The sequence below is a fragment of the Oceaniovalibus guishaninsula JLT2003 genome (genome assembly GCF_000299575.1).
Lineage (GTDB): Bacteria > Pseudomonadota > Alphaproteobacteria > Rhodobacterales > Rhodobacteraceae > Palleronia > Palleronia guishaninsula.
Genome location: NZ_AMGO01000011.1, coordinates 138,004 through 157,871, shown reverse-complemented (window position 1 = coordinate 157,871; position 19,868 = coordinate 138,004). Strand labels below are relative to the sequence as shown.

General features: G+C 67.6%; 23 protein-coding genes. All 23 read right to left on the bottom strand.

The window, feature by feature from the left end:
• The 23 genes from nuoL to OCGS_RS04220 all read right to left on the bottom strand — a co-directional run bounded on the left by nuoL (position 1) and on the right by OCGS_RS04220 (position 19,861).
• Positions 1 to 2,136 carry an NADH-quinone oxidoreductase subunit L gene (gene nuoL / locus OCGS_RS04330; RefSeq protein ID WP_007426014.1) on the bottom strand — a complete coding sequence of 712 codons (2,136 nt, stop codon included), beginning with the start codon at positions 2,134 to 2,136 and terminating at the stop codon, positions 1 to 3.
• A 5-nt stretch (positions 2,137 to 2,141) separates the two neighbouring features.
• Positions 2,142 to 2,447: an NADH-quinone oxidoreductase subunit NuoK gene (nuoK, locus tag OCGS_RS04325; RefSeq protein WP_007426013.1), complete on the bottom strand. Its 306-nt coding sequence runs from the start codon at positions 2,445 to 2,447 to the stop codon at positions 2,142 to 2,144.
• 73 nt (positions 2,448 to 2,520) lie between these two features.
• On the bottom strand, positions 2,521 to 3,135 hold the full coding sequence (locus tag OCGS_RS04320; protein ID WP_007426012.1) for an NADH-quinone oxidoreductase subunit J: 615 nt from the start codon (positions 3,133 to 3,135) through the stop codon (positions 2,521 to 2,523).
• Between the two features lie 9 nt (positions 3,136 to 3,144).
• Positions 3,145 to 3,639 (bottom strand): NADH-quinone oxidoreductase subunit NuoI, encoded by a 495-nt coding sequence (gene nuoI, locus OCGS_RS04315; protein ID WP_007426011.1) that lies wholly within the window; start codon positions 3,637 to 3,639, stop codon positions 3,145 to 3,147.
• A gap of 18 nt (positions 3,640 to 3,657) precedes the next feature.
• Positions 3,658 to 3,978 carry a TM2 domain-containing protein gene (locus OCGS_RS04310; protein WP_238538216.1) on the bottom strand — a complete coding sequence of 107 codons (321 nt, stop codon included), beginning with the start codon at positions 3,976 to 3,978 and terminating at the stop codon, positions 3,658 to 3,660.
• Positions 3,979 to 4,005: 27 nt separating this feature from the next.
• Complete coding sequence (nuoH, locus tag OCGS_RS04305) at positions 4,006 to 5,043, bottom strand: NADH-quinone oxidoreductase subunit NuoH (protein WP_007426009.1); 1,038 nt, start codon at positions 5,041 to 5,043, stop codon at positions 4,006 to 4,008.
• Between the two features lie 147 nt (positions 5,044 to 5,190).
• Positions 5,191 to 7,188 (bottom strand): NADH-quinone oxidoreductase subunit NuoG, encoded by a 1,998-nt coding sequence (gene nuoG, locus OCGS_RS04300; protein WP_007426007.1) that lies wholly within the window; start codon positions 7,186 to 7,188, stop codon positions 5,191 to 5,193.
• A 128-nt stretch (positions 7,189 to 7,316) separates the two neighbouring features.
• Positions 7,317 to 7,652, bottom strand: coding sequence for a hypothetical protein (locus OCGS_RS04295; protein ID WP_007426006.1), 336 nt, complete (start codon positions 7,650 to 7,652; stop codon positions 7,317 to 7,319).
• Between the two features lies 1 nt (position 7,653).
• Positions 7,654 to 8,055, bottom strand: coding sequence for a DUF5333 domain-containing protein (locus tag OCGS_RS04290; RefSeq protein WP_007426005.1), 402 nt, complete (start codon positions 8,053 to 8,055; stop codon positions 7,654 to 7,656).
• An 83-nt stretch (positions 8,056 to 8,138) separates the two neighbouring features.
• Positions 8,139 to 8,483, bottom strand: coding sequence for a hypothetical protein (locus tag OCGS_RS04285; RefSeq protein WP_007426004.1), 345 nt, complete (start codon positions 8,481 to 8,483; stop codon positions 8,139 to 8,141).
• A gap of 71 nt (positions 8,484 to 8,554) precedes the next feature.
• A complete protein-coding gene (gene nuoF, locus OCGS_RS04280) occupies positions 8,555 to 9,844 on the bottom strand; it encodes an NADH-quinone oxidoreductase subunit NuoF (RefSeq protein ID WP_007426003.1) in 1,290 nt (429 codons plus the stop codon).
• A gap of 89 nt (positions 9,845 to 9,933) precedes the next feature.
• Entirely contained in the window at positions 9,934 to 10,152 is a 219-nt protein-coding gene (locus tag OCGS_RS04275; RefSeq protein ID WP_007426002.1) for a DUF5337 domain-containing protein, read from the bottom strand.
• A 15-nt stretch (positions 10,153 to 10,167) separates the two neighbouring features.
• Complete coding sequence (locus OCGS_RS15300) at positions 10,168 to 11,238, bottom strand: hypothetical protein (RefSeq protein ID WP_007426001.1); 1,071 nt, start codon at positions 11,236 to 11,238, stop codon at positions 10,168 to 10,170.
• An 81-nt stretch (positions 11,239 to 11,319) separates the two neighbouring features.
• Positions 11,320 to 12,351: an NADH-quinone oxidoreductase subunit NuoE gene (gene nuoE / locus OCGS_RS04265; protein WP_007426000.1), complete on the bottom strand. Its 1,032-nt coding sequence runs from the start codon at positions 12,349 to 12,351 to the stop codon at positions 11,320 to 11,322.
• 7 nt (positions 12,352 to 12,358) lie between these two features.
• Positions 12,359 to 12,661 (bottom strand): hypothetical protein, encoded by a 303-nt coding sequence (locus tag OCGS_RS04260; RefSeq protein ID WP_007425999.1) that lies wholly within the window; start codon positions 12,659 to 12,661, stop codon positions 12,359 to 12,361.
• A complete protein-coding gene (locus tag OCGS_RS04255; protein WP_007425998.1) occupies positions 12,661 to 13,899 on the bottom strand; it encodes an NADH-quinone oxidoreductase subunit D in 1,239 nt (412 codons plus the stop codon). The genes OCGS_RS04260 and OCGS_RS04255 overlap by 1 nt, the downstream gene beginning before the upstream one ends.
• A 25-nt stretch (positions 13,900 to 13,924) precedes the next feature.
• Entirely contained in the window at positions 13,925 to 14,530 is a 606-nt protein-coding gene (locus OCGS_RS04250; RefSeq protein ID WP_007425997.1) for an NADH-quinone oxidoreductase subunit C, read from the bottom strand.
• 19 nt (positions 14,531 to 14,549) lie between these two features.
• Positions 14,550 to 15,074 (bottom strand): NuoB/complex I 20 kDa subunit family protein, encoded by a 525-nt coding sequence (locus OCGS_RS04245; protein WP_040610520.1) that lies wholly within the window; start codon positions 15,072 to 15,074, stop codon positions 14,550 to 14,552.
• A gap of 109 nt (positions 15,075 to 15,183) precedes the next feature.
• Positions 15,184 to 15,552, bottom strand: coding sequence for an NADH-quinone oxidoreductase subunit A (locus OCGS_RS04240; protein ID WP_040610519.1), 369 nt, complete (start codon positions 15,550 to 15,552; stop codon positions 15,184 to 15,186).
• An 89-nt stretch (positions 15,553 to 15,641) separates the two neighbouring features.
• Entirely contained in the window at positions 15,642 to 16,421 is a 780-nt protein-coding gene (locus OCGS_RS04235) for a crotonase/enoyl-CoA hydratase family protein (protein WP_007425994.1), read from the bottom strand.
• Entirely contained in the window at positions 16,402 to 17,268 is an 867-nt protein-coding gene (locus OCGS_RS04230) for a hydroxymethylglutaryl-CoA lyase (RefSeq protein WP_007425993.1), read from the bottom strand. The genes OCGS_RS04235 and OCGS_RS04230 overlap by 20 nt, the downstream gene beginning before the upstream one ends.
• Entirely contained in the window at positions 17,265 to 17,933 is a 669-nt protein-coding gene (locus tag OCGS_RS04225) for a glutathione S-transferase family protein (protein ID WP_007425992.1), read from the bottom strand. The genes OCGS_RS04230 and OCGS_RS04225 overlap by 4 nt, the downstream gene beginning before the upstream one ends.
• On the bottom strand, positions 17,930 to 19,861 hold the full coding sequence (locus OCGS_RS04220) for an acetyl/propionyl/methylcrotonyl-CoA carboxylase subunit alpha (protein WP_040610486.1): 1,932 nt from the start codon (positions 19,859 to 19,861) through the stop codon (positions 17,930 to 17,932). The genes OCGS_RS04225 and OCGS_RS04220 overlap by 4 nt, the downstream gene beginning before the upstream one ends.
• Positions 19,862 to 19,868: the final 7 nt, after the last annotated feature.

Below are 19,868 nucleotides of genomic sequence, written 5' to 3'. Positions count from 1 at the left end.
TTATCGCGCGCCTCCGGCAAGCGTCATCCAGGTGACGAGGATCGCGATGCCCAGCACCATCGCGAACGCATAGTGAAAGATGTATCCCGACTGCGCGCGCCCGGCGAGGCGGGTGATCGACGGAATGATCCCCAAGGCCACGCCGTTGATGCCCCCGTCGATCACGTCGCCATCCCCGCGGCGCCACAAAAACGCGCCCAGCCTGCGGGCGGGCCTGACGAACACCGCGTCATAGACCTCGTCGAAATACCATTTGTTCAGAAGGAAACGATAGGCCGGTCCCATCTGCGCAACGATCTGCCCCGGCAGCGCCACCCGCCAGACATAGGCGACCCAGGCGGCCACAAACCCGATCAGCATGGCGATGAAGGCGCTGACCTTCACCAGCACGGGCGCGTGATGCGCTTCTTCCAGAACATGGTTCTCGGCGCCCATATAGATCGCGCCGGCACCCGGCGCCGGATGCAGCAGCACGGGCTGGGCAGGCTCGTCGCCGATGGCGTCCTCGGTCACGGCAAGCCCCGCGCCTTCCACGTCGCCCTCGGCCAGATCCTCGATCGCCGCGACGACACCCTCGCCCCCGTCCTCGGCGGCGTAGACAGCGGGGATGCCGAAGAACGTCTCGACATCCTCGTGATCGCCGAAGAACGGATTGTACCAGATCATTCCGGCCAGCACCGCGCCCACGGCCAGCACGCCCAGCGGCACCAGCATCACCGGCGGGGATTCGTGCGCGTGTTCGTGCGTATGGCGGTCGCCGCGCGGCTTGCCGAAGAAGGTCAGGAACATCAGCCGCCACGAATAGAAGCTGGTGAACAGCGCCGAGATGACCAGCATCCAGAAGGCATAAAGACCGATCCCGGAATGCGCGCCCCAGGCACTTTCGATGATCGCGTCCTTCGACAGGAAGCCCGCGAACCCGATATGGGTCAGCGGAATGCCGACGCCGGTGATCGCCAGCGTGCCGATCATCATCGCCCAAAAGGTCCAGGGCATCTTGTGGCGCAGGCCGCCGTAATTCCGCATGTCCTGTTCGTGGTGCATCCCGTGAATGACCGATCCCGCACCCAGAAACAGCATCGCCTTGAAGAAGGCATGCGTGAACAGATGGAACATCGCCGCCGAATAGACGCCGACGCCGGCCGCCACGAACATGTAACCGAGCTGCGAACAGGTCGAATAGGCGATGACGCGCTTGATGTCGGTCTGCACCAGACCGACCGTCGCCGCGAAGAACGCGGTGGTCGCCCCGATAAACGTCACGAAGACCAGCGCGTTCGGCGCGAATTCCATGATCGGCGACATGCGGCAGACCAGGAACACGCCCGCCGTCACCATCGTCGCGGCATGGATCAGCGCGGAAACGGGCGTCGGGCCTTCCATCGCGTCGGGCAGCCAGGTGTGCAGGAAAAGCTGCGCGGACTTGCCCATCGCGCCGATGAACAGCAGCACGGCGATCACCTCGGCCGCGTTCCAGTCGCGCCAGAGGAACGTCATCTCGGCCTGTGCCAAAGCCGGCCCCGACGCCAGCACGGTCGAAAACTGGATTGAATCGACCATGAAATAGATCGCGAAAATGCCCAGCAGGAAGGCGAAATCGCCCACCCTGTTGACGACGAACGCCTTGATCGCCGCGGCGTTGGCACTGGGTTTGCGGAAGTAGAACCCGATCAGCAGATAGGACGCGACGCCCACCCCCTCCCAGCCGAAGAACAGTTGCAGCAGGTTGTCCGCCGTCACCAGCATCAGCATCGCGAACGTGAAAAACGACAGATACGCGAAGAACCGCGGCCGATAGCTTTCGCCGGGGCGGAAATTATCGTCATGCGCCATGTAGCCGAAGCTGTAGAGATGCACGAGCGCCGACACCGTCGTGACGACGATCAGCATGATCGCGGTCAGCCGGTCCAGCCGGATCGCCCAGTCCGTGACCAGCGAACCGCTTTCGATCCAGGCGGCGATGGGAATTTGCTGCGTCTGGCCGTCGAAGGTCAGGAACACGACCCAGGACAGGGCGGCGGCCAGGAACAGAAGCGCCGTCGCGGTCCACTGCGCGGCGGCCTCGCCCAGGATGCGCCAGCCGAAACCGCAGATCAGCGCGCCCAGCAGCGGGGCGAAAAGGATGATGGTCGTCACGGGAATCAGCCTTTCATCACGTTGACGTCTTCAACGTCGATGGTCCCGCGATTGCGGAAGAAGCAGACCAGGATCGCCAGCCCGATCGCGGCCTCGGCGGCGGCGACAGTCAGCACGAACAGCGTGAAGACCTGCCCCACCAGATCGCCCAGATACGCGCTGAACGCGACGAAGTTGATGTTCACGGCCAGCAGCATCAGTTCGATGCTCATCAGTATGATGATGATGTTCCTGCGGTTCAGAAACAGACCGAAAATGCCGATGACGAACAGCATGGCCGCCACGGTGAGATAATGTTCGATGCCGATCATGGCCCTGCCTTTACGCCCGGTGCGCGGCCACAAGCAAGGTGGCGCGCCCGATTTTCCCTTGCCGTCCGTTGCCCTAAAGCCCCTGACCCGGCTTCACGTCCCGCATCTGCAACGCCTGCGCCGGATCGCGCATCATCTGCGCCACGACGTTCTGCCGTTTGACGTCCGCCCGGTGGCGCAGCGTCAGGACGATCGCGCCGATCATCGCCACCAGCAGGATCAGCCCCGCAAGCTGGAACAGCAGGATATAATCGTCATAGACGAGCTGCCCGATGATCTGCGTGTTGAACGCGTTGGCATAGACCGCCGGATCGGCTTGCCGCAATTCGTCCGCCAGCGGCGAGACCTGCCAGACGCCGAACACGATGCCGAGCTGCATCAGAAGGATCACGCCGATCAGCAGAGCGACCGGCACGTATCTGGCCATCTCGCCCCGAAGCTGGGCGAAATCGACATCCAGCATCATCACGACGAACAGGAACAGCACCGCGACCGCGCCGACATAGACGATGACCAGCAGCATCGCCACGAACTCGGCCCCCAGCAGCACGAAAAGCCCCGCCGAGGACAGGAAGGCCAGGATCAGCCAAAGCACCGAATGAACGGGGTTGCGCGCGATGACCGTGAACAGGCCCGCGGCGACCACCGTGATGGCGAAAAGATAGAAGGCGATAAGATGCGCGGTCATGTCCGTCCCCTACCGATACGGCGCGTCGATTTCCAGATTGCGCGCGATCTCGGCTTCCCAGCGTTCGCCGTTATCCAGCAACTTGGCCTTGTCATAGTAAAGTTCTTCGCGCGTCTCGGTCGAATACTCGAAATTCGGCCCCTCGACGATGGCATCGACCGGGCACGCTTCCTGGCAGAAGCCGCAATAGATGCACTTGGTCATGTCGATGTCATAGCGCGTCGTGCGGCGGCTGCCGTCGGCGCGCGGTTCGGCGTCGATGGTGATCGCCTGGGCGGGACAGATCGCTTCGCACAGCTTGCACGCGATGCACCGTTCCTCGCCGTTGGCATAGCGGCGCAAGGCATGCTCGCCCCGGAAGCGCGGCGAAAGCGGCCCCTTCTCGTGCGGATAGTTCAGCGTGGCCTTGGGCGAGAAGAAGTATTTGAACCCCAGCCCCAGCCCCTTGAACATGTCGAAAAGCAGCCAGTACTTCCCGGCGCGGACATAGTCGATACTGGCCATGGTCGTATCTCCTCGTGGTCAGAGAGACAGGCTTGCCGCCAGTCGCTCGTTATGGGCCCGCGCCATTCCGGGGATCAGGAAAAGGTCCACCAACATCCAGATGCCCCAGATCGCAAGCGTGAAAAATCCGATTACGAAGGCCAGCGTCAGCCACGAAAACAGCGATAGCAGCAGCATCATCACCGCGCTCGTGGTCTTTCCCAAATAGAACCTGTGGATCCCGAAACCCCCCAGGAAGAACCACAGAAGATAGGCGACGCCCGTCGATTTCCTGTCGTTCTGAAAGGCCATCATGGCCTTCGTATCGCGGGACACCGATGTAGAAGCTTCGACGGTCATTTCCTCACCATGCAACTGACAATCATTTTATACCCCGATCGCCCAGCGGGCATAGGCGCCGCCGAACAGTCCGAAATGCGCGAAGAACGAGACCAGCACCACCCAGGCCAGACTGAACGGCAGGAACACCTTCCAGCCCAGGCGCATCAGCTGGTCATAGCGATAGCGCGGCACGACGGCCTTCACCATGGCGAACATGAAGAAGAAGAACGCCATCTTCAGCACCATCCAGAAGGCCCCGTCCGGCAGGAACGGCACCGGCGACAGCCAGCCGCCGAAAAACAGCAGCGAGATCACCGCGCAAAGCAGGAAGATCGCGATGTATTCCCCCGCCATGTAAAGAAGAAACGGGGTCGAGGAATATTCGACCTGATAGCCCGCCACCAGTTCCGACTCGGCTTCGGGCAGATCGAACGGCGCGCGGTTGGTTTCCGCCAGGCAAGAGATGAAGAACAGGAACACCATCGGGAAATGCGGCAGCCAGTACCAGTTGAAGATTCCCAGCGCCCCGTCCTGCGCGCGCACGATGTCGCCGAAGTTCAGGCTGCCCGTGGTTATGATGACGCCGATGATGATTAGCCCCAGCGACACCTCATAGGAAATCATCTGCGCCGCCGACCGCAGCGACCCGAGGAACGCGTATTTCGAGTTCGAGGCCCAGCCGCCCATGATAACGCCGTAAACCTCGAGGCTGGACACCGCGAAAAGGAACAGCACCGCCACGTTAATGTCGGCCAGCACCCACGTCTCGTCGAACGGGATGACCGCCCAGGCCACCATTGCCAGAACGAAGGACGCCATAGGCGCCAGGATGAACACCGTGCGGTCCGCCCCGGCGGGCACGACGACTTCCTTCAGGACGTATTTCAGCGCATCCGCGACCGATTGCAGCAAGCCGAAGGCGCCCACCACGTTGGGGCCGCGCCGCATCTGCACGGCGGCCCAGATCTTGCGGTCGCCATAGACCAGGAACAGCAGGCTGATCATCACGAAGGCCACGATCAGCAGCGATTGCGCCGCGATGATCAGGGCGATTCCGCCCGGCGTAACAAGGAATTCGGACATCGGCCCTCACTGCTCCAGCAAATCAGATCCGTCGCATCGCGCGGCATTGCGCGCGGTGCGGCTGGCAAGGCGCTATAAACCCCATCCGGCCACCGGATGCCACCCCGTTCGCCGATCCGTCACCCTGCGGCGCGACGCGCGGGCGGGTCATTCCGCCGCCAGCGCGGTCTGCCGCCGCGCCCGCGCATTGGCGCTGAGCTCGGCCATCAGCACGCTGGCACGCATGACGGGGTTCGTCAGGTAATGGTCCACGGCAGGCAGCGCGAAGGGTGCGCCGTCCAGCGTGCCGGAATCGCCCGTATCGCGCCACTCGTTGATCGGAACCTCGCCCGGCAGGCCCAGATGCGGCACCGCCTTGATCAGCGCGCGACGCAGCTCGGCCAGCGAATCGTAGGGCAGCGTCGCGCCCATCTCGGCCGACAGGGCGCGCAGGATCGCCCAGTTCTCCTTGGCTTCGCCGGGCGCGAAGCCCGCGCGCAGGGCCAGTTGCGGACGCCCTTCCAGGTTGACGAACAGCCCGTGCTCCTCGGTCCAGGCGCTGGCCGGCAGGATTATGTCGGCCCGGTGCGCGCCGCGATCGCCGTGGCTGCCCTGATAGATCACGGTCGGACCCGCCCCGATCTCGACCTCGTCCGCGCCCAGCAGGAAAACCGTCTCGGGCGGTTCCATCCCGGCGAAACCGCCATCGCTGACCGCGCCCACATCCATCGCGCCGACGCGCCCGGCGGCGGTGTGCAGGATCAGCAATCCGCCGTCCATCGCGTCCGCCAGCGCCTTGGTGCGGGCCAGAATCGCCGCGCCGTCCTTGCGCCGCAGCGCCCCCATGCCGATTATGACCAGCCCCGGCCCGTCGCCGTCCAGCGCCGCCATGTCGTCCGGCTTGGCGCCCTGATGGGCATAATCGTAGGTCAGATCGACCGGCACGCCGGCCAGCGCCACATCGGCCCCGTTGATCCAGGCCTTGCGGATCCGCGCGTTCAGCACCGGGGCGTCCGCACGCGGGTTGGCGCCGACGATGAGGATGCGGCGGGCATGGTCGATATCCGCGATGGTGGCGGTCCCGGCATAGCCCGCGCGGTTCCCGGCCGGCAGATGCGCGCCATCCAGACGGCACTCGACCTGACCGCTCTGCCCCTCGACCAAGTGCTTGAGCGCGAACACCGCCTCGACCGGGGCCAGATCGCCGATCAGCCCGGCCACGCGCCGTCCCGTCATCGCCCTGGCGGCGGCTGCCAGTGCCTCGGGCCATGTCGCCGGGCGCAGCTTGCCGTTGACGCGCAGATAGGGCCGGTCCAGCCGCTGACGGCGCAATCCGTCCCAGACATAACGCGACCGGTCGGCCAGCCATTCCTCGTTGATGCCGTCGTGGTTGCGCGGCAGGATGCGCATGACCTCGCGCCCCTTGGTATCGACGCGGATGTTGCTGCCCATCGCGTCCATGACGTCGATGGTCTCGGTCTTGCTCAACTCCCATGGCCGGGCGGTGAACGCATAGGGCTTGCTGGTCAGCGCGCCCACCGGGCACAGATCGACGATGTTGCCCTGCATCTCGCTTTCCAGCGTGGCGCCCAGATACGACGTGATCTCGGCATCCTCGCCGCGCCCTGTCTGGCCCAGTTCCGGCATGCCCGCGACTTCGGTGATGAACCGCACGCAGCGGGTGCACGAGATGCAGCGCGTCATGTGCGTGCCCACCAGCGGCCCCAGATCAAGGTTGGCCTGCGCGCGTTTCGGCTCGCGATAGCGGCTGAAATCGACGCCATAGGCCATCGCCTGATCCTGAAGGTCGCATTCGCCGCCCTGGTCGCAGATCGGGCAATCCAGCGGGTGATTGATGAGCAGGAACTCCATCACCCCCTCGCGGGCCTTCTTCACCATCGGGCTGTTGGTGCGCACCTCGGGCGGCGCGCCGTCCTTGCCGGGGCGCAGGTCGCGCACCTGCATGGCGCAGCTTGCCGCGGGTTTGGGCGGCCCGCCCACGATCTCGACCAGGCACATCCGGCAATTGCCGGCGATCGACAGCCGCTCGTGATAGCAAAAGCGCGGGATCTCGATGCCGGCCTGTTCGCAGGCCTGTATCAGGGTCAGCGCGGGGTCGACCTCGACCTCGCGTCCGTCGATCGTGATCTTGCGCAGATCGCTCATGCCGCTCTCTCCGTCATTCGCGCGAAGGGGTGCGACCCCGGATGCCCCGCGCCTGGTGCCGTCCCTAGCGCCTATCGCCGCCAAGGTGAACCGTCCCGTTCGCCCCGGCGTGCTTTTGTCGCGCGACGTCAGCCTTCGCAATAGCCCTTGAAGCCCCAGCGATCCAGAAACGCGTCGGAATAGCGCGCGACCTCGTCGACACGCGCGAAGCGGATGCCGAAGGTCCGCAGGCAATAGGCGGCGGCCTGCGGTGCCGCCACGCGCTGCGCCGCCTCGTAGCTGAGACGATTCGTCACCCACATGTCGAAGGACCGGCCCGGCAACGGCGCGAACAGGATCTCGGGCGGGATCGGCAGGATGATCCGGCCCTGCGGCGCCGCGCTCCGCTCGGGCAGATCGAAGCTTTGGGCCACGGCCGGCAGCGGCAGCGCCAGGATCAGGGCGGTCGTCATCGCGCGCAGCATGTCAGTTCTCCTGCAACAGTTTTCCCGCTTCGGTGCCGCGCGCTATCTCCTGCCGCCCGACGGCGCAATAGCCGGACGCGTTGCCGGGCGTCGCCCCGCGGCTGGCCAGGTCGGCGCGGATCTCGGCGCGCAGGGCGTTCTTGGCATCCTTGTTCTTCGTCAGCGCCTGAATCTCGGCTTCGGAATACCCCGCATTGCGCGCATACGATTCCAGCGATTTCAGATAGCTGTAGGCCCTGACCAGCCGGGGCGAGATCTGCGGGCAGTTGCGCCGCACCTCGTCGGCCAGCCCGATGGCATAGAACCCCGCGCGGACGATCGGATCCCGCTCCAGCGCGCCCTGCGCGGCGACGGATCCGCTGGACGCCATCAGGATCAGGGGCAGCAGGAAACGCAGTCGCATCGGTCTCTCCAGTATCGGATTGGCGGCGCGCTCAACTTAAGGGCGGGCCGCGCGGCGCTTCAAGTCAAGATCGCGACAGCGCGTCAGCGGCCCGAACACGCCCCGCCGACGACAGCGTTTCCCGCCCGGTCGCGCACAACTGCCCAATCCCCGCTGGCCGGGTTCATCCGCCAGTCGATGTCCGACGTGCCGAACCTGTCCAGACAATAGCGCGTGCCTTCGTATCGCGCGGATTCCCGGAACGCCGGCAGCGGCGCGTTCCCCGCCCGCACCGACACCAGAAAGTCCGGCGATCCCCGCTCGGTCGAGATGCGCGCGGTATAGGGCAAGGGCGCTTCGGGCACCGCGCGGCGGTTAACCGTCGGCAGCAGGTCGCAGCCCGGCAAGCCCAAAGCCGCGACAAGGCCGATCAGAACGATGGTCCGCATGCCGTCACCCCCTCGATGCGCGCAATCTACAGACGGCCGCCACCGGCGCAAGCACGGCGCTGCGGCAGCCCTTACTCCGCCGCGATGCGGCCGCCGCGCTTGTGGGCGATGCGATCCTCGATCTCGTGACGGAAATGCCGGATCAGCCCCTGGATCGGCCAGGCGGCGGCATCCCCCAGGGCGCAGATCGTGTGCCCCTCGACCTGCTTGGTCACGTCCAGCAGCATGTCGATCTCGGCCGGCTCGGCGTCGCCCTTCACCAGACGCTCCATCACCCGCATCATCCAGCCGGTCCCTTCGCGGCAGGGCGTGCACTGGCCGCAGGATTCATGCTTGTAGAACGCGGCCAGCCGCCAGATCGCCTTGATGACATCGGTGCTCTGGTCCATCACGATCACGGCCGCCGTTCCCAGACCGGACTTCTGCTCGCGCAGCCAGTCGAAATCCATGATGGCTTCGTCCTGCATGATGCGTCCGGGCAGCAGCGGCACCGACGACCCGCCGGGGATCACGGCCTTGAGGTTGTCCCACCCCCCGCGGATGCCGCCGCAATGGCGGTCGATCAGTTCGCGGAAGGTGATCGACATCTCCTCCTCGACGACGCAGGGCCGGTTCACATGCCCCGAAATCGCGAACAGCTTGGTGCCCGCATTGTTGGGCCGCCCGAACCCCGCGAACCACGACGCCCCGCGCCGCAGGATCGTCGGCACCACCGCGATGCTCTCGACGTTGTTCACCGTGGTCGGACAGCCGTAAAGGCCCGCGCCCGCCGGAAAGGGCGGCTTCATGCGCGGCATGCCCTTCTTGCCTTCCAGCGATTCCAGCAGCGCGGTCTCCTCGCCGCAGATATAGGCGCCCGCGCCGTGGGCGACGTAAAGGTCGAAGTCCCAGCCCGATCCGGCGGCGTTCGGTCCCAGCAGGCCGTCGTCATAGGCGGCGTCGATGGCCGCCTGAAGCGCCTCGCGCTCGCGGATATATTCGCCGCGGATATAGATATAGCAGACATGCGCGTTCATCGCGAAGGACGCGATCAGACAGCCCTCGATCAGCGTATGCGGATCGTGGCGCATGATCTCGCGATCCTTGCAGGTGCCCGGCTCCGACTCGTCGGCATTGACCACCAGATAGGCCGGGCGTCCGTCGCTTTCCTTGGGCATGAACGACCATTTCAGCCCGGTCGGAAAGCCCGCGCCGCCCCGGCCGCGCAGGCCGCTGTCCTTCATCTCCTGCACGATCCAGTCGCGACCCTTGCCGATCAGGTCCGCCGTGCCGTCCCAGGCGCCGCGCGCCTTGGCGCCAGCCAGGCTGCGGTCGTACATGCCGTACAGGTTGGTGAAAATCCGGTCGCTGTCTTTCAGCATCGTCCTATCCTCGGGCTGCGGGCTGGGCCGTCTGCGCCGTCATTGGCACAATGCGGCATCGGTGTCACGGGTCCGGGCCGTCCGCGGCGCTATTCGTCGCGGTCCCGCCGCGCGCGCCAAAGCTGCCATGTCCCGATCAGCCCCCAGACGAACACCGCCAGAACGACAAGGTCGATCAGCCCCATCAGCCGCACCGGCCAGTTCAGCCGCGCGGCCAGAAATTGCAGACCGAACCATGCGACGATCGTGCCCGCCATGACAAAGCCGATGGTCCGCGCCCGCCGCGCCTGCGCCAGATCATCGTTCACGGGATCGCGCCCCGGTCAGTCGTCGCGCGCATCGTCCCGCCCTTCGCCGGACGCCGCATCCGGTCCGTCGCCCTGTGCCAGCGCGCGGGCCTGCCCGATCCAGTCGTCGCGCAGGACACGGCCCTTGAACCCCTCAAGACGGTCGTCCACCCAAGCCACTTCCGCCGGTGTCCAGCCGGCGATCTGATCGAAGTGATAGAACCCCAGATCGTTCAGCATCTCGGCCAGCTTCGGCCCGAAGCCCCGAATGCGCTGCAAGTCGTCCCCGGCCCCGTCTCGCGCCGCATCCAGCCGCGACGGCTCGATCCCCGGCACCGCCCCGTCGTCACCCTCGGGCCGCGCTTCGACCTCCGACGCGCCTCCGGCCCCCGGTTCGGGCGTCAAGGGGGCGTCCAGATCCCCTGGCGCGTCGTCCGCCTCGACCGATGCCGCCCCGTCCGCCCCCGGATGCGCCACGGCCGCATCGGCCGGATCGTCGCTGGCCTTCTCCTGCCGCGCCTGGGCCTCGGACGTGCCCTCGGCGCTTCGTTCCGCCGGTTCCGCATTGCCATCGGGCCGCGCTTCGGCTTCGGACACGCCTTCCGCATCGCCCTCGAGCGGCATCGGCGCATCCAGATCCCCCGGCGCGTCGTCCGCCTCGACCGATGCCGTCCCTTCCGCCCCCGGATGCGCCACCGCCGCATCGCGCGGATCGTCGTCCGGCATGCCGGGCCGGGCCTCTACCTCGGACGCGCCAACGGCAGCGGGCGCTTCATCGGCGGTGCCGCTACGCTCCACCCGGTCCGAACTCTGCGACGGTGTGACCACGGGGTCGTTCATCGCCATTCCGCCGGCATCCGCCCCGGTCACGGCAGCGGGCGCGTCTCCGGCCTCGGGGGCTTTTGCGTCGCTTCCGCTCCACCGGGCAAGATCGTCGGGGTATCCCAGAACCAGCACCGCCGCCGCGACGCCGCCGACGATCAGGGCCATCAGTAGCGCACTCAGAAATTCGAACCCGACGATGAGCAGAGCAAGCAGGGTGAATACCCCCGCGGCACCCGCCACCACCGCCACGAAGGTCGTCGTCTCCCGCTTCAGTCCGGCCATCTCGCGCACTCCCGCTGTTTGCGTCCATCCCGACGCTAGCGGGTCACGCAGCCCCTGTCTGCCCCGCCGCGACCCGAACGCTCAATCGTCGGTCCGGTTCAGCGGCGACGGGCCGGGGCGGGCGCCCTCGCGTCCCTCGCCCGGCGGCGGGCTGTCGCCATCGGCACTTCCGGCCGGAGCGTGGCCGTCCGTGGGCCTCGGGCCGGTGCCGGGTGCGGGCTGGCTGCCACCGGGCGCCGGGTCGCCCTCGGCGGGGCGGGCGACATCCTCGGCGTCGGCCTCCTGAACGGTCGTGCCGGTATCGTCCACCGGCTCGTCCTTGCCGGGTTTCGGCCCCGGCGTTGGGCCGGTCATGCCGCGCGGCCCCAGCAGATCGTCGTTCTGTCGCGCCGGCTGCGCATGTGCGTCGGCCTTCTGCCAGGGCGTGCGCAGCGGCGTCTCGGTCCCGTCGATCCGGCGGATCGTGTCTCCTAGCGCGATCGCCAGCGCCACGCTGGCATTGTGCGCCTCGGACGCATCACCCTGCGTCAGCGACGTGCGTCCCTCGGCCGGCTCGGACGCGAACCGCCCTGCCTGCGGTCCGGGCCGCGGCACCTCGCCGGCGGCAAGCCGGTCCAGCAGCGCGCCAAGGCTGTCGGCGGTCAGATCCTCATAATAATCCTTGCCGATTTGCGCCATCGGCGCGTTGGCGCAGGCGCCCAGACACTCGACCTCTTCCCAGCTGAAACGGCCGTCCGCGCTCAGTTGATGGGCCTTCGGCGCGATCTTCTCGCGGCAGACGGCGATCAGATCCTCGGCACCGCAGATCATGCACGATGTCGTGCCGCAAATCTGCACATGCGCCACGCTGCCCACCGGCTGAAGCTGGAACATGAAATAGAACGTCGCCACCTCCAGCACGCGGATATAGGCCATGTCCAGCATCCGGCCGACTTCCTCGATGGCCGGGCGGCTCAGCCAACCCTCCTGCTCCTGCGCGCGCCATAGCAGCGGGATCACGGCGCTGGCCTGCCGTCCGTCGGGATATTTGGTCATCTGCGCGCGCGCCCAGTCCAGATTGGCGGGCGTGAACGCGAACGAGGCGGGCTGGTCGTGGTAAAGTCGGCGAAGCATCGTAATCCTACTGTGTTGGTATGCAGACGAGGCCGATCGTCGGCACCGATCCGCCGCCGCCATGCCGGAACCGCTCGACCTGGCCCCGCCACTGGCCTCCGTCCTCGCCATCCGCGAAGAAGCAAAGCCGGATGTCGGACCCGTCGATCATCCCGAAAACGGCCCCGCCCGCCGGGCTGACCCCGAAGGGAACGAAGCCGCGTTCCGCAAGCGCCTTGGCCGATTCCGGCCCGTCATCGCCCTGCTGCGCCCATGCCGCACAGGGCAGCGCCAGCGCCAGCAGCGCAGCCGTGGCGATCCGCCGACGCATCACCTGTCGATCTCGCCGAACACGACATCCATCGTGCCGATGATCGCCGCGACATCCGCCAGTTGATGACCCTTGCTGATATGGTCCATCGCCTGAAGGTGCAGATAGCCCGGCGCGCGCAGCTTGGCGCGATAGGGGCGGTTGGTGCCGTCGGCGACGATATAGACGCCGAACTCGCCCTTGGGCGCCTCGACCGCGGCATAGATTTCGCCCTCGGGCACGTGGAAGCCTTCGGTATAAAGCTTGAAGTGATGGATCAGCGCTTCCATCGACGTCTTCATGTCGCCGCGACGGGGCGGGGCGATCTTGCCCTTGGTCTGCACCGGGCCAGGCTCGGCGCGCAGCTTGGCGCAGGCCTGCCGGATGATCGAGGTCGATTCGCGCATCTCGGCCATCCGCACCAGATAGCGGTCGAAGCAGTCGCCGTTCTGGCCGACCGGGATCTGGAACGCGAACTCGTCATAGCATTCATAGGGCTGCGCGCGCCGCAGATCCCACGCCATGCCGCTGCCGCGCACCATGACGCCCGAAAAACCCCAATCCTGCGCTTCCTGCGGGCTGACCACGCCGATATCGACGTTGCGCTGCTTGAAGATCCGGTTTTCGGTCAGCAGGCCGTCGATATCGTCCAGCACTTTGGGAAACTCGACCGCCCAGGCGTCGATATCCTCGATCAGGTCGGGCGGCAGATCCTGATGCACGCCGCCGGGCCGGAAATAGGCCGCGTGCAGCCGCGCGCCGCAGGCCCGTTCGTAGAAGATCATCAGCTTCTCGCGCTCCTCGAACCCCCATAAGGGCGGGGTCAGCGCGCCGACATCCATCGCCTGCGTGGTCACGTTCAGCAGATGCGACAGGATGCGCCCGATCTCGGAATAGAGCACCCGGATCAACTGGCCGCGCCGGGGCACCGGCGTGTCGGTCAGACGCTCGATCGCCAGGCACCAGGCATGTTCCTGGTTCATCGGCGCCACGTAATCCAGCCGGTCCAGATAGGGCAGGTTCTGAAGATAGGTGCGGCTTTCCATCAGCTTCTCGGTGCCGCGATGCAGAAGGCCGATATGCGGATCGCAGCGTTCGACGATCTCGCCGTCCAGCTCCAGCACCAGCCGCAGAACGCCGTGGGCGGCGGGATGCTGCGGCCCGAAATTGATGTTGAAGTTGCGGATCCGCTGCTCGCCGGTCAGCGCGTCGTGCGATCCGTCGTCATAGACATGGCCGCGAATGTCGCCGTCCATCATCGCCCCGTCCTCCTGCGAAACGCCATCACTTCGCCTCCGTCTTCTCGTCGCCGGGCAGGACGTATTCCGCCCCTTCCCAAGGCGACATGAAGTCGAACTGCCGGTATTCCTGCACCAGCTTCACCGGCTCGTAGACGACGCGCTTGACCGTCTCGTCATAGCGCACCTCGGTATAACCCGTGGTCGGGAAATCCTTGCGCAAGGGATGGCCGCGGAATCCGTAATCGGTCAGGATGCGGCGCAGGTCGGGATGCCCGGTGAACAGGATGCCGAACATGTCGAACACCTCGCGCTCGAACCAGTTGGCGGCCGGATAGACGCCGGTGATCGACGGCGCCATCTCGTCCTCGCGGATCGCGGTGCGCAGCCGGATGCGGTGGTTCTGGTGCATCGACAGGAAGTGATAGACCAGATCGAACCGTGTCTCGCGGTCGGGATGATCCACCGCCGTCAGGTCGATCAGCGTGGTGAACCGGCAGGTGCGGTCGGTCTTCAGGAAATCGGTCATCGACACCAGCGACGACAGCGCGATCTGCACGGTCAGCTCGCCGCGCGCGATCTCGTGTCCCAGCACGCAATCGGGACGGCGGGCGGCGATATGGGCGCCGAGTTCTTCCAGGGCGGCGGTCATGGGCTTTCCTGTTCCCCGGCTAGCGCCGGATGGTGCCGGTGCGGCGGATCTTGCGCTGCAACTGCATGATTCCGTAAAGCAGCGCCTCGGCGGTCGGGGGGCAGCCGGGCACATAGATGTCCACCGGCACGATCCGGTCGCAGCCGCGCACGACGCTATAGCTGTAATGGTAATAGCCGCCGCCATTGGCGCACGAACCCATCGAGATGACATAGCGCGGCTCGGGCATCTGGTCATAGACCTTGCGCAGCGCCGGGGCCATCTTGTTGGTCAGCGTTCCGGCCACGATCATCACGTCCGACTGGCGCGGGCTGGCGCGCGGGGCCACGCCGAACCGTTCGGCGTCATAGCGCGGCATCGAGGTATGCATCATCTCGACCGCGCAGCAGGCCAGACCGAACGTCATCCAGTGCAGCGACCCGGTGCGCGCCCAGTTGATGATGTCCTCGGTCGTGGTGACGATGAAGCCCTTGTCCTGCAAGTCCTTGTTCAGGGCCTGCGTCGTGACCTCGCGGTCGAACCCGGCGGTGTTGGTGCCCGTCATGACGGTCATGTCATATCGTCCTTCCGAAAATGCCGCGAACGGGCACTTTGACGTTCAGCTAGTCGTTGCGCAGGGTGCGGTCAACGCGGCCGCGCCACCCGGTCGCAGCCTATTCCCAGTCGAGCGCGCCTTTCTTCCATTCATAGGCGAAGCCGATGGTCAGCACGGTCAGGAACACCATCATCGACCAGAACGCCAGATCCGTCATCGCCCAGAACGACACCGCCCACGGGAACAGGAACGCGATTTCCAGATCGAAGATGATGAACAGGATCGAGACCAGATAGAACCGCACGTCGAATTTCATCCGCGCGTCGTCGAAGGCGTTGAACCCGCATTCGTAGGCGCTGACCTTCTCGGGGTCGGGGCTGCGGACGGCCAGGATCACCGCGGCCAGCACCAGGATCGCGCCCAGCGCCACGGCCATGTCCAGCAGGATCAGGATCGGCAGGTAATCGCGCGACAGCATCGCGTCGATCGAGACGAAGGCGACATCCATGCGCAACTCTCCGGGTCGGGTATCGTGGCGGGTCTAATCCCCTGGGCATCCGGGGTCAACGGCCGGGTTCACCCGGCCCAGGGCGGCGGGCGGCGGTCGAAGAACGCGGCGACGCCTTGCGGTGCCTCGTCCCCTTCCCAGGCGGCGACCAGCGCGTCGATGCTGGCGCGCACATCGGCGTCCGACGCGGCCCCGCCCAGCCGCCGCGCCAGCGTCTTGGCCGCGGCGACGGCCCCCGGCGCGGCCTTCAGATAGGGCGCGACCTCGGCCTCGACCACCGCGTCCAGATCCGCCGCCGGCACTGCGCGCGCGACGATCCCCAGCCGCACCGCCTCGTCCGCCCCGAAGGTCCGGCCTGAAAAGAACACCTCGCGCGCCCGCGCCAGCCCCATCCGCGCCACGACATAGGGGCCGATCGTCGCCGGGATCAGCCCCAGCCGCACCTCGGTCAGCCCGAAGGTCGCCTCGTCCGACGCCACCGCCACGTCGCAAATGCAGGCCAGCCCGACGCCGCCGCCCAGCGCCGCGCCCTGCACGCGCCCGATCACCGGACGCCGCAGCGCGTCCCAGGCGCCCAGCATCGCGGCCAGCGCCCCGGCCTCGGATGCGCGGGTGGCGGCATCGGCGCCCATCTGCCGGCGCATCCAGTCCAGATCGCCCCCCGCGCAAAAGGCCGCGCCCTGCCCCGTCAGCACCACCGCGCGGACCGATGCGTCGCCGCCCAGATCGGTCGCCGCCGCGTGCAGCTCGGCGATCATCGCCGCCGACAGGGCGTTGCGCTTTTCGGGCCGCGCCAGCGTCACCGTCGCCACGCCGCGCGCGTCGCGCTCAACCGCGATCGTGTCCATCTTTCGCCCCCTTCATTCCGCGCGCCATTCCCGCCGCCCGGTCCAGCAGCGCCGCATCGACGCCGGTGGCGAATCCCAGCGCCTCCAGCCGCGCCACCAGCGCCTCGGTCGCAAGGTTGCCCGCCGCGCCCGGCGCATAGGGACATCCCCCCAGCCCCCCGGCCGACGCGTCGAAGACCCGCACGCCGCGTTCCAGCGCCTCCTCGACATTGCGCAGCGCCAGACCGCCCGTATCGTGGAAATGCCCCGCCAGCGCCTCGGCCGGCACCGCGTCCAGCACCGCATCCAGCATCGCGCCCACCCGGTCGGGCGTGCCCCGGCCCAGCGTGTCGCCCAGCGACACCTCGAAACAGCCCATGTCGAAAAGCGCCCGCGCGACCTTGGCCACCGCCTCGGGCGCCACCGGGCCGTCGAACGGGCAGTCGGTCACGCAACTGACATAGCCGCGCACCGGCCTGTCCGCCGCGTCCAGCACCGGCGCGAAGCGGTCCAGCGATTCGGCGATGGTGCAGTTCAGGTTGGCCCGGCTGAACCCTTCGGACGCGCTGGCGAAGACCGCGACCTCGTCCGCGCCCGCCGCGCGCGCGGCTTCCAGACCGCGCAGATTGGGCACCAGCGCCGAATAGACGACGCCCGGCCGCCGCGCGATGCCGGCCAGCACGTCGGCGCCATCGGCCATCTGCGGCACCCAGCGCGGCGACACGAACGACGCCGCCTCGATCCGCCGCAACCCGGCATCGGCCAGCGCGTCGATCAGCGCGATCTTGGCGGCGGTCGGGATGATCCCCGGCTCGTTCTGCAATCCGTCGCGGGGGCCGACCTCGACGATCTGGACCGGGCGGCTCATCTGTCCCAGGCCGGATAGAAGTCGCGCGCGAAGAGCCGCTCCGCCCCTTCTGGCGGCAGAGAGGCCAGAAAGGCCGGCCGCTGGGTGATCTGCGCATACCACCGCGCGGTTTCGGGGAAATCGTCCAGCGCCGCGAAATGCCGCGCCATATAGACGGCCTGCCCCACGGCGATGTCGGCGGCCGAAAAGCCGCTGGTCAGCAGATGCTCGCGGTTCTCGACCGGCGTGCTCAGCCGCGCCTCGATCGCGGCATAGCATTTGCGCAGCCGCGCGGCCTCCAGCCGCATGATGACCGGCGAGCGCATGGCATCCTCGCGCAGCGCGATGTGCTGCTGGGTCAGCGCGGCGGAATGCTGGCTGACCGTTTCCGCGAAATGCAACCAGACCAGCCAGTCGGGCCGGTCGATGTCGCCCGGCGGCCGCCCCAGCCCGCGTTCGGCGAACCGCTCGCACAGCACTTCCATGATGGCGCCCGATTCCCACAACGTCTCGCCGTCGATCTCCAGTGCGGGCACGCGCCCGGCGGGGCTGAGCGACAGGTATTCGGGATCGCGCAGCGACCGGTCGAAGGGCCGCACCCGAACCTGGAACTCGACCTCCAGCTCGTGAAGCAGCCACAGAACCCGCATCGAGCGGGTCTCGTGGCAATGATGCAGCACGATCATTCCTCGTCCTCCAGCACGATCAGCACCGTCCCCGCATCGACCTGCGCGCCTTCCGTCGCCAGCACCTCGGCCACCCTGCCGTCGCGGGCGGCGCGCAGCACGTGTTCCATCTTCATCGCCTCCAGCACGGCCAGCGGATCGCCCGCCGTCACGTCGTCGCCCGGTCCCACATGCACCTTGCGCACCAGCCCCGGCATCGGCGCCTCGATCGTGCCCGCCCCTGCCCCCGCCGCGCCTGCGCGGTCCAGCGGATCGGGGACGGCGAAGGCATGCGTCGCCTCGCCGAAGACCGTCACCGTCGCGCCGTGCCGCACCGCCGGCGGCGCGTCCCGTCCGTCGATCCGCCAGCCGCCCGCCGCGCGCCGCGCCAGCACCTGCCAGCCGTCGCCCGAAACGTGCCACCCGTTATCGGCGGGCGTCAGCGCGACCGCGCGTTCGTCCAGATGCACCCGGTGCGTCAGCGGCGACCAAAGGTAAAACCCCTCGAACGGGGCCGTGGCGTCCAGCCCCGCCGTCAGCCCCGCCGCCAGAAGCGCCGCCGCCGCCAGGTCGCGGGGCGCGGGCGCGACCTCGCGCGTCAGATCGTCCAGATCCCGCGCGATCAGCCCGGTCTCGACCTCGCCCCGCGCGAACCCCTCATGCGCGGCCAGCGCGCGCAGGAAGGCGAGGTTCGTGACCGACCCGGCCACCTGCGTCGCCGCCAGCGCCCGCCGCAGCCGCGCCAGCGCCTGCGCCCGGTCCGGTCCGTGCACGACGATCTTGGCGATCATCGGATCGTACCAGGGGCTGATCGTGTCGCCCGCCCGCACGCCGGTATCGGCGCGCGCGTCGTCGGGAAAGGCCAGATGCGTCAGCGTGCCGGTGGCGGGCAGGAACCCCGCCGGCACGTCCTCGGCATAAAGCCGCGCCTCGAAGGCGTGGCCGTCGATGGCCAGATCCGCCTGCGCCACCGGCAGCGGCGCCCCGGCCGCGACGCGCAACTGCCATTCGACCAGATCGACGCCGGTGATGGCTTCCGTGACCGGATGCTCGACCTGCAAGCGCGTGTTCATCTCCATGAACCAGAACCGGTCGGGCCGCAGCCCGTCGGACCCGTCCACGATGAACTCGACCGTGCCCGCGCCGGCATAGCCGATGGCCTCGGCCGCGCGCACTGCCGCGTCGCCCATCGCCGCACGCATCTCGTCCGTCATGCCGGGGGCCGGGGCCTCCTCGATCACCTTCTGGTGGCGGCGCTGAAGCGAACAATCCCGCTCGAACAGATGCACGGCCCGCGTGCCGTCGCCGAAGATCTGCACCTCGATATGGCGCGGCGCGGCGATGAACTTCTCGACCAGCACCGCGTCGTTGCCGAAGGCGCCCTTCGCCTCGGCCCGCGCGGCGCGCAGCGCGTCGGGGAAATCGGCCTCGCGCTCGACCAGACGCATGCCCTTGCCGCCGCCGCCCGCCACCGCCTTGATCAGCACCGGCCAGCCGATCCCGGCGGCTTCCTGCGCCAGACGCACATCGGCCTGGTCGCGACCGTGATAGCCCGGCACGACCGGCACGCCCGCATCGGCCACGCGCGCCTTGGCCGCATCCTTCAGGCCCATCGCCCGGATCGCATCAGCGGACGGTCCGATGAAGACCAGCCCGGCCTTCACCACGGCCTCGACGAAATCGGGGTTCTCAGACAGGAAGCCGTAACCGGGATGGATCGCCTGCGCGCCGGTTTCCAGCGCGGCCGCGATGATCCGGTCGCCGCGCAGATAGCTGTCGGCGGGCGCAGGGCCGCCGATATGCACCGCGCGGTCGGCCATCGCGACATGCCGCGCGCCCGCATCGGCGTCGGAATAGACCGCGACCGTCTCGACCCCCATCCGGCGGCAGGTGGCGACGACCCGGCACGCGATCTCGCCCCGGTTGGCGATCAGGATGCGGTCGAACATCGGGGCG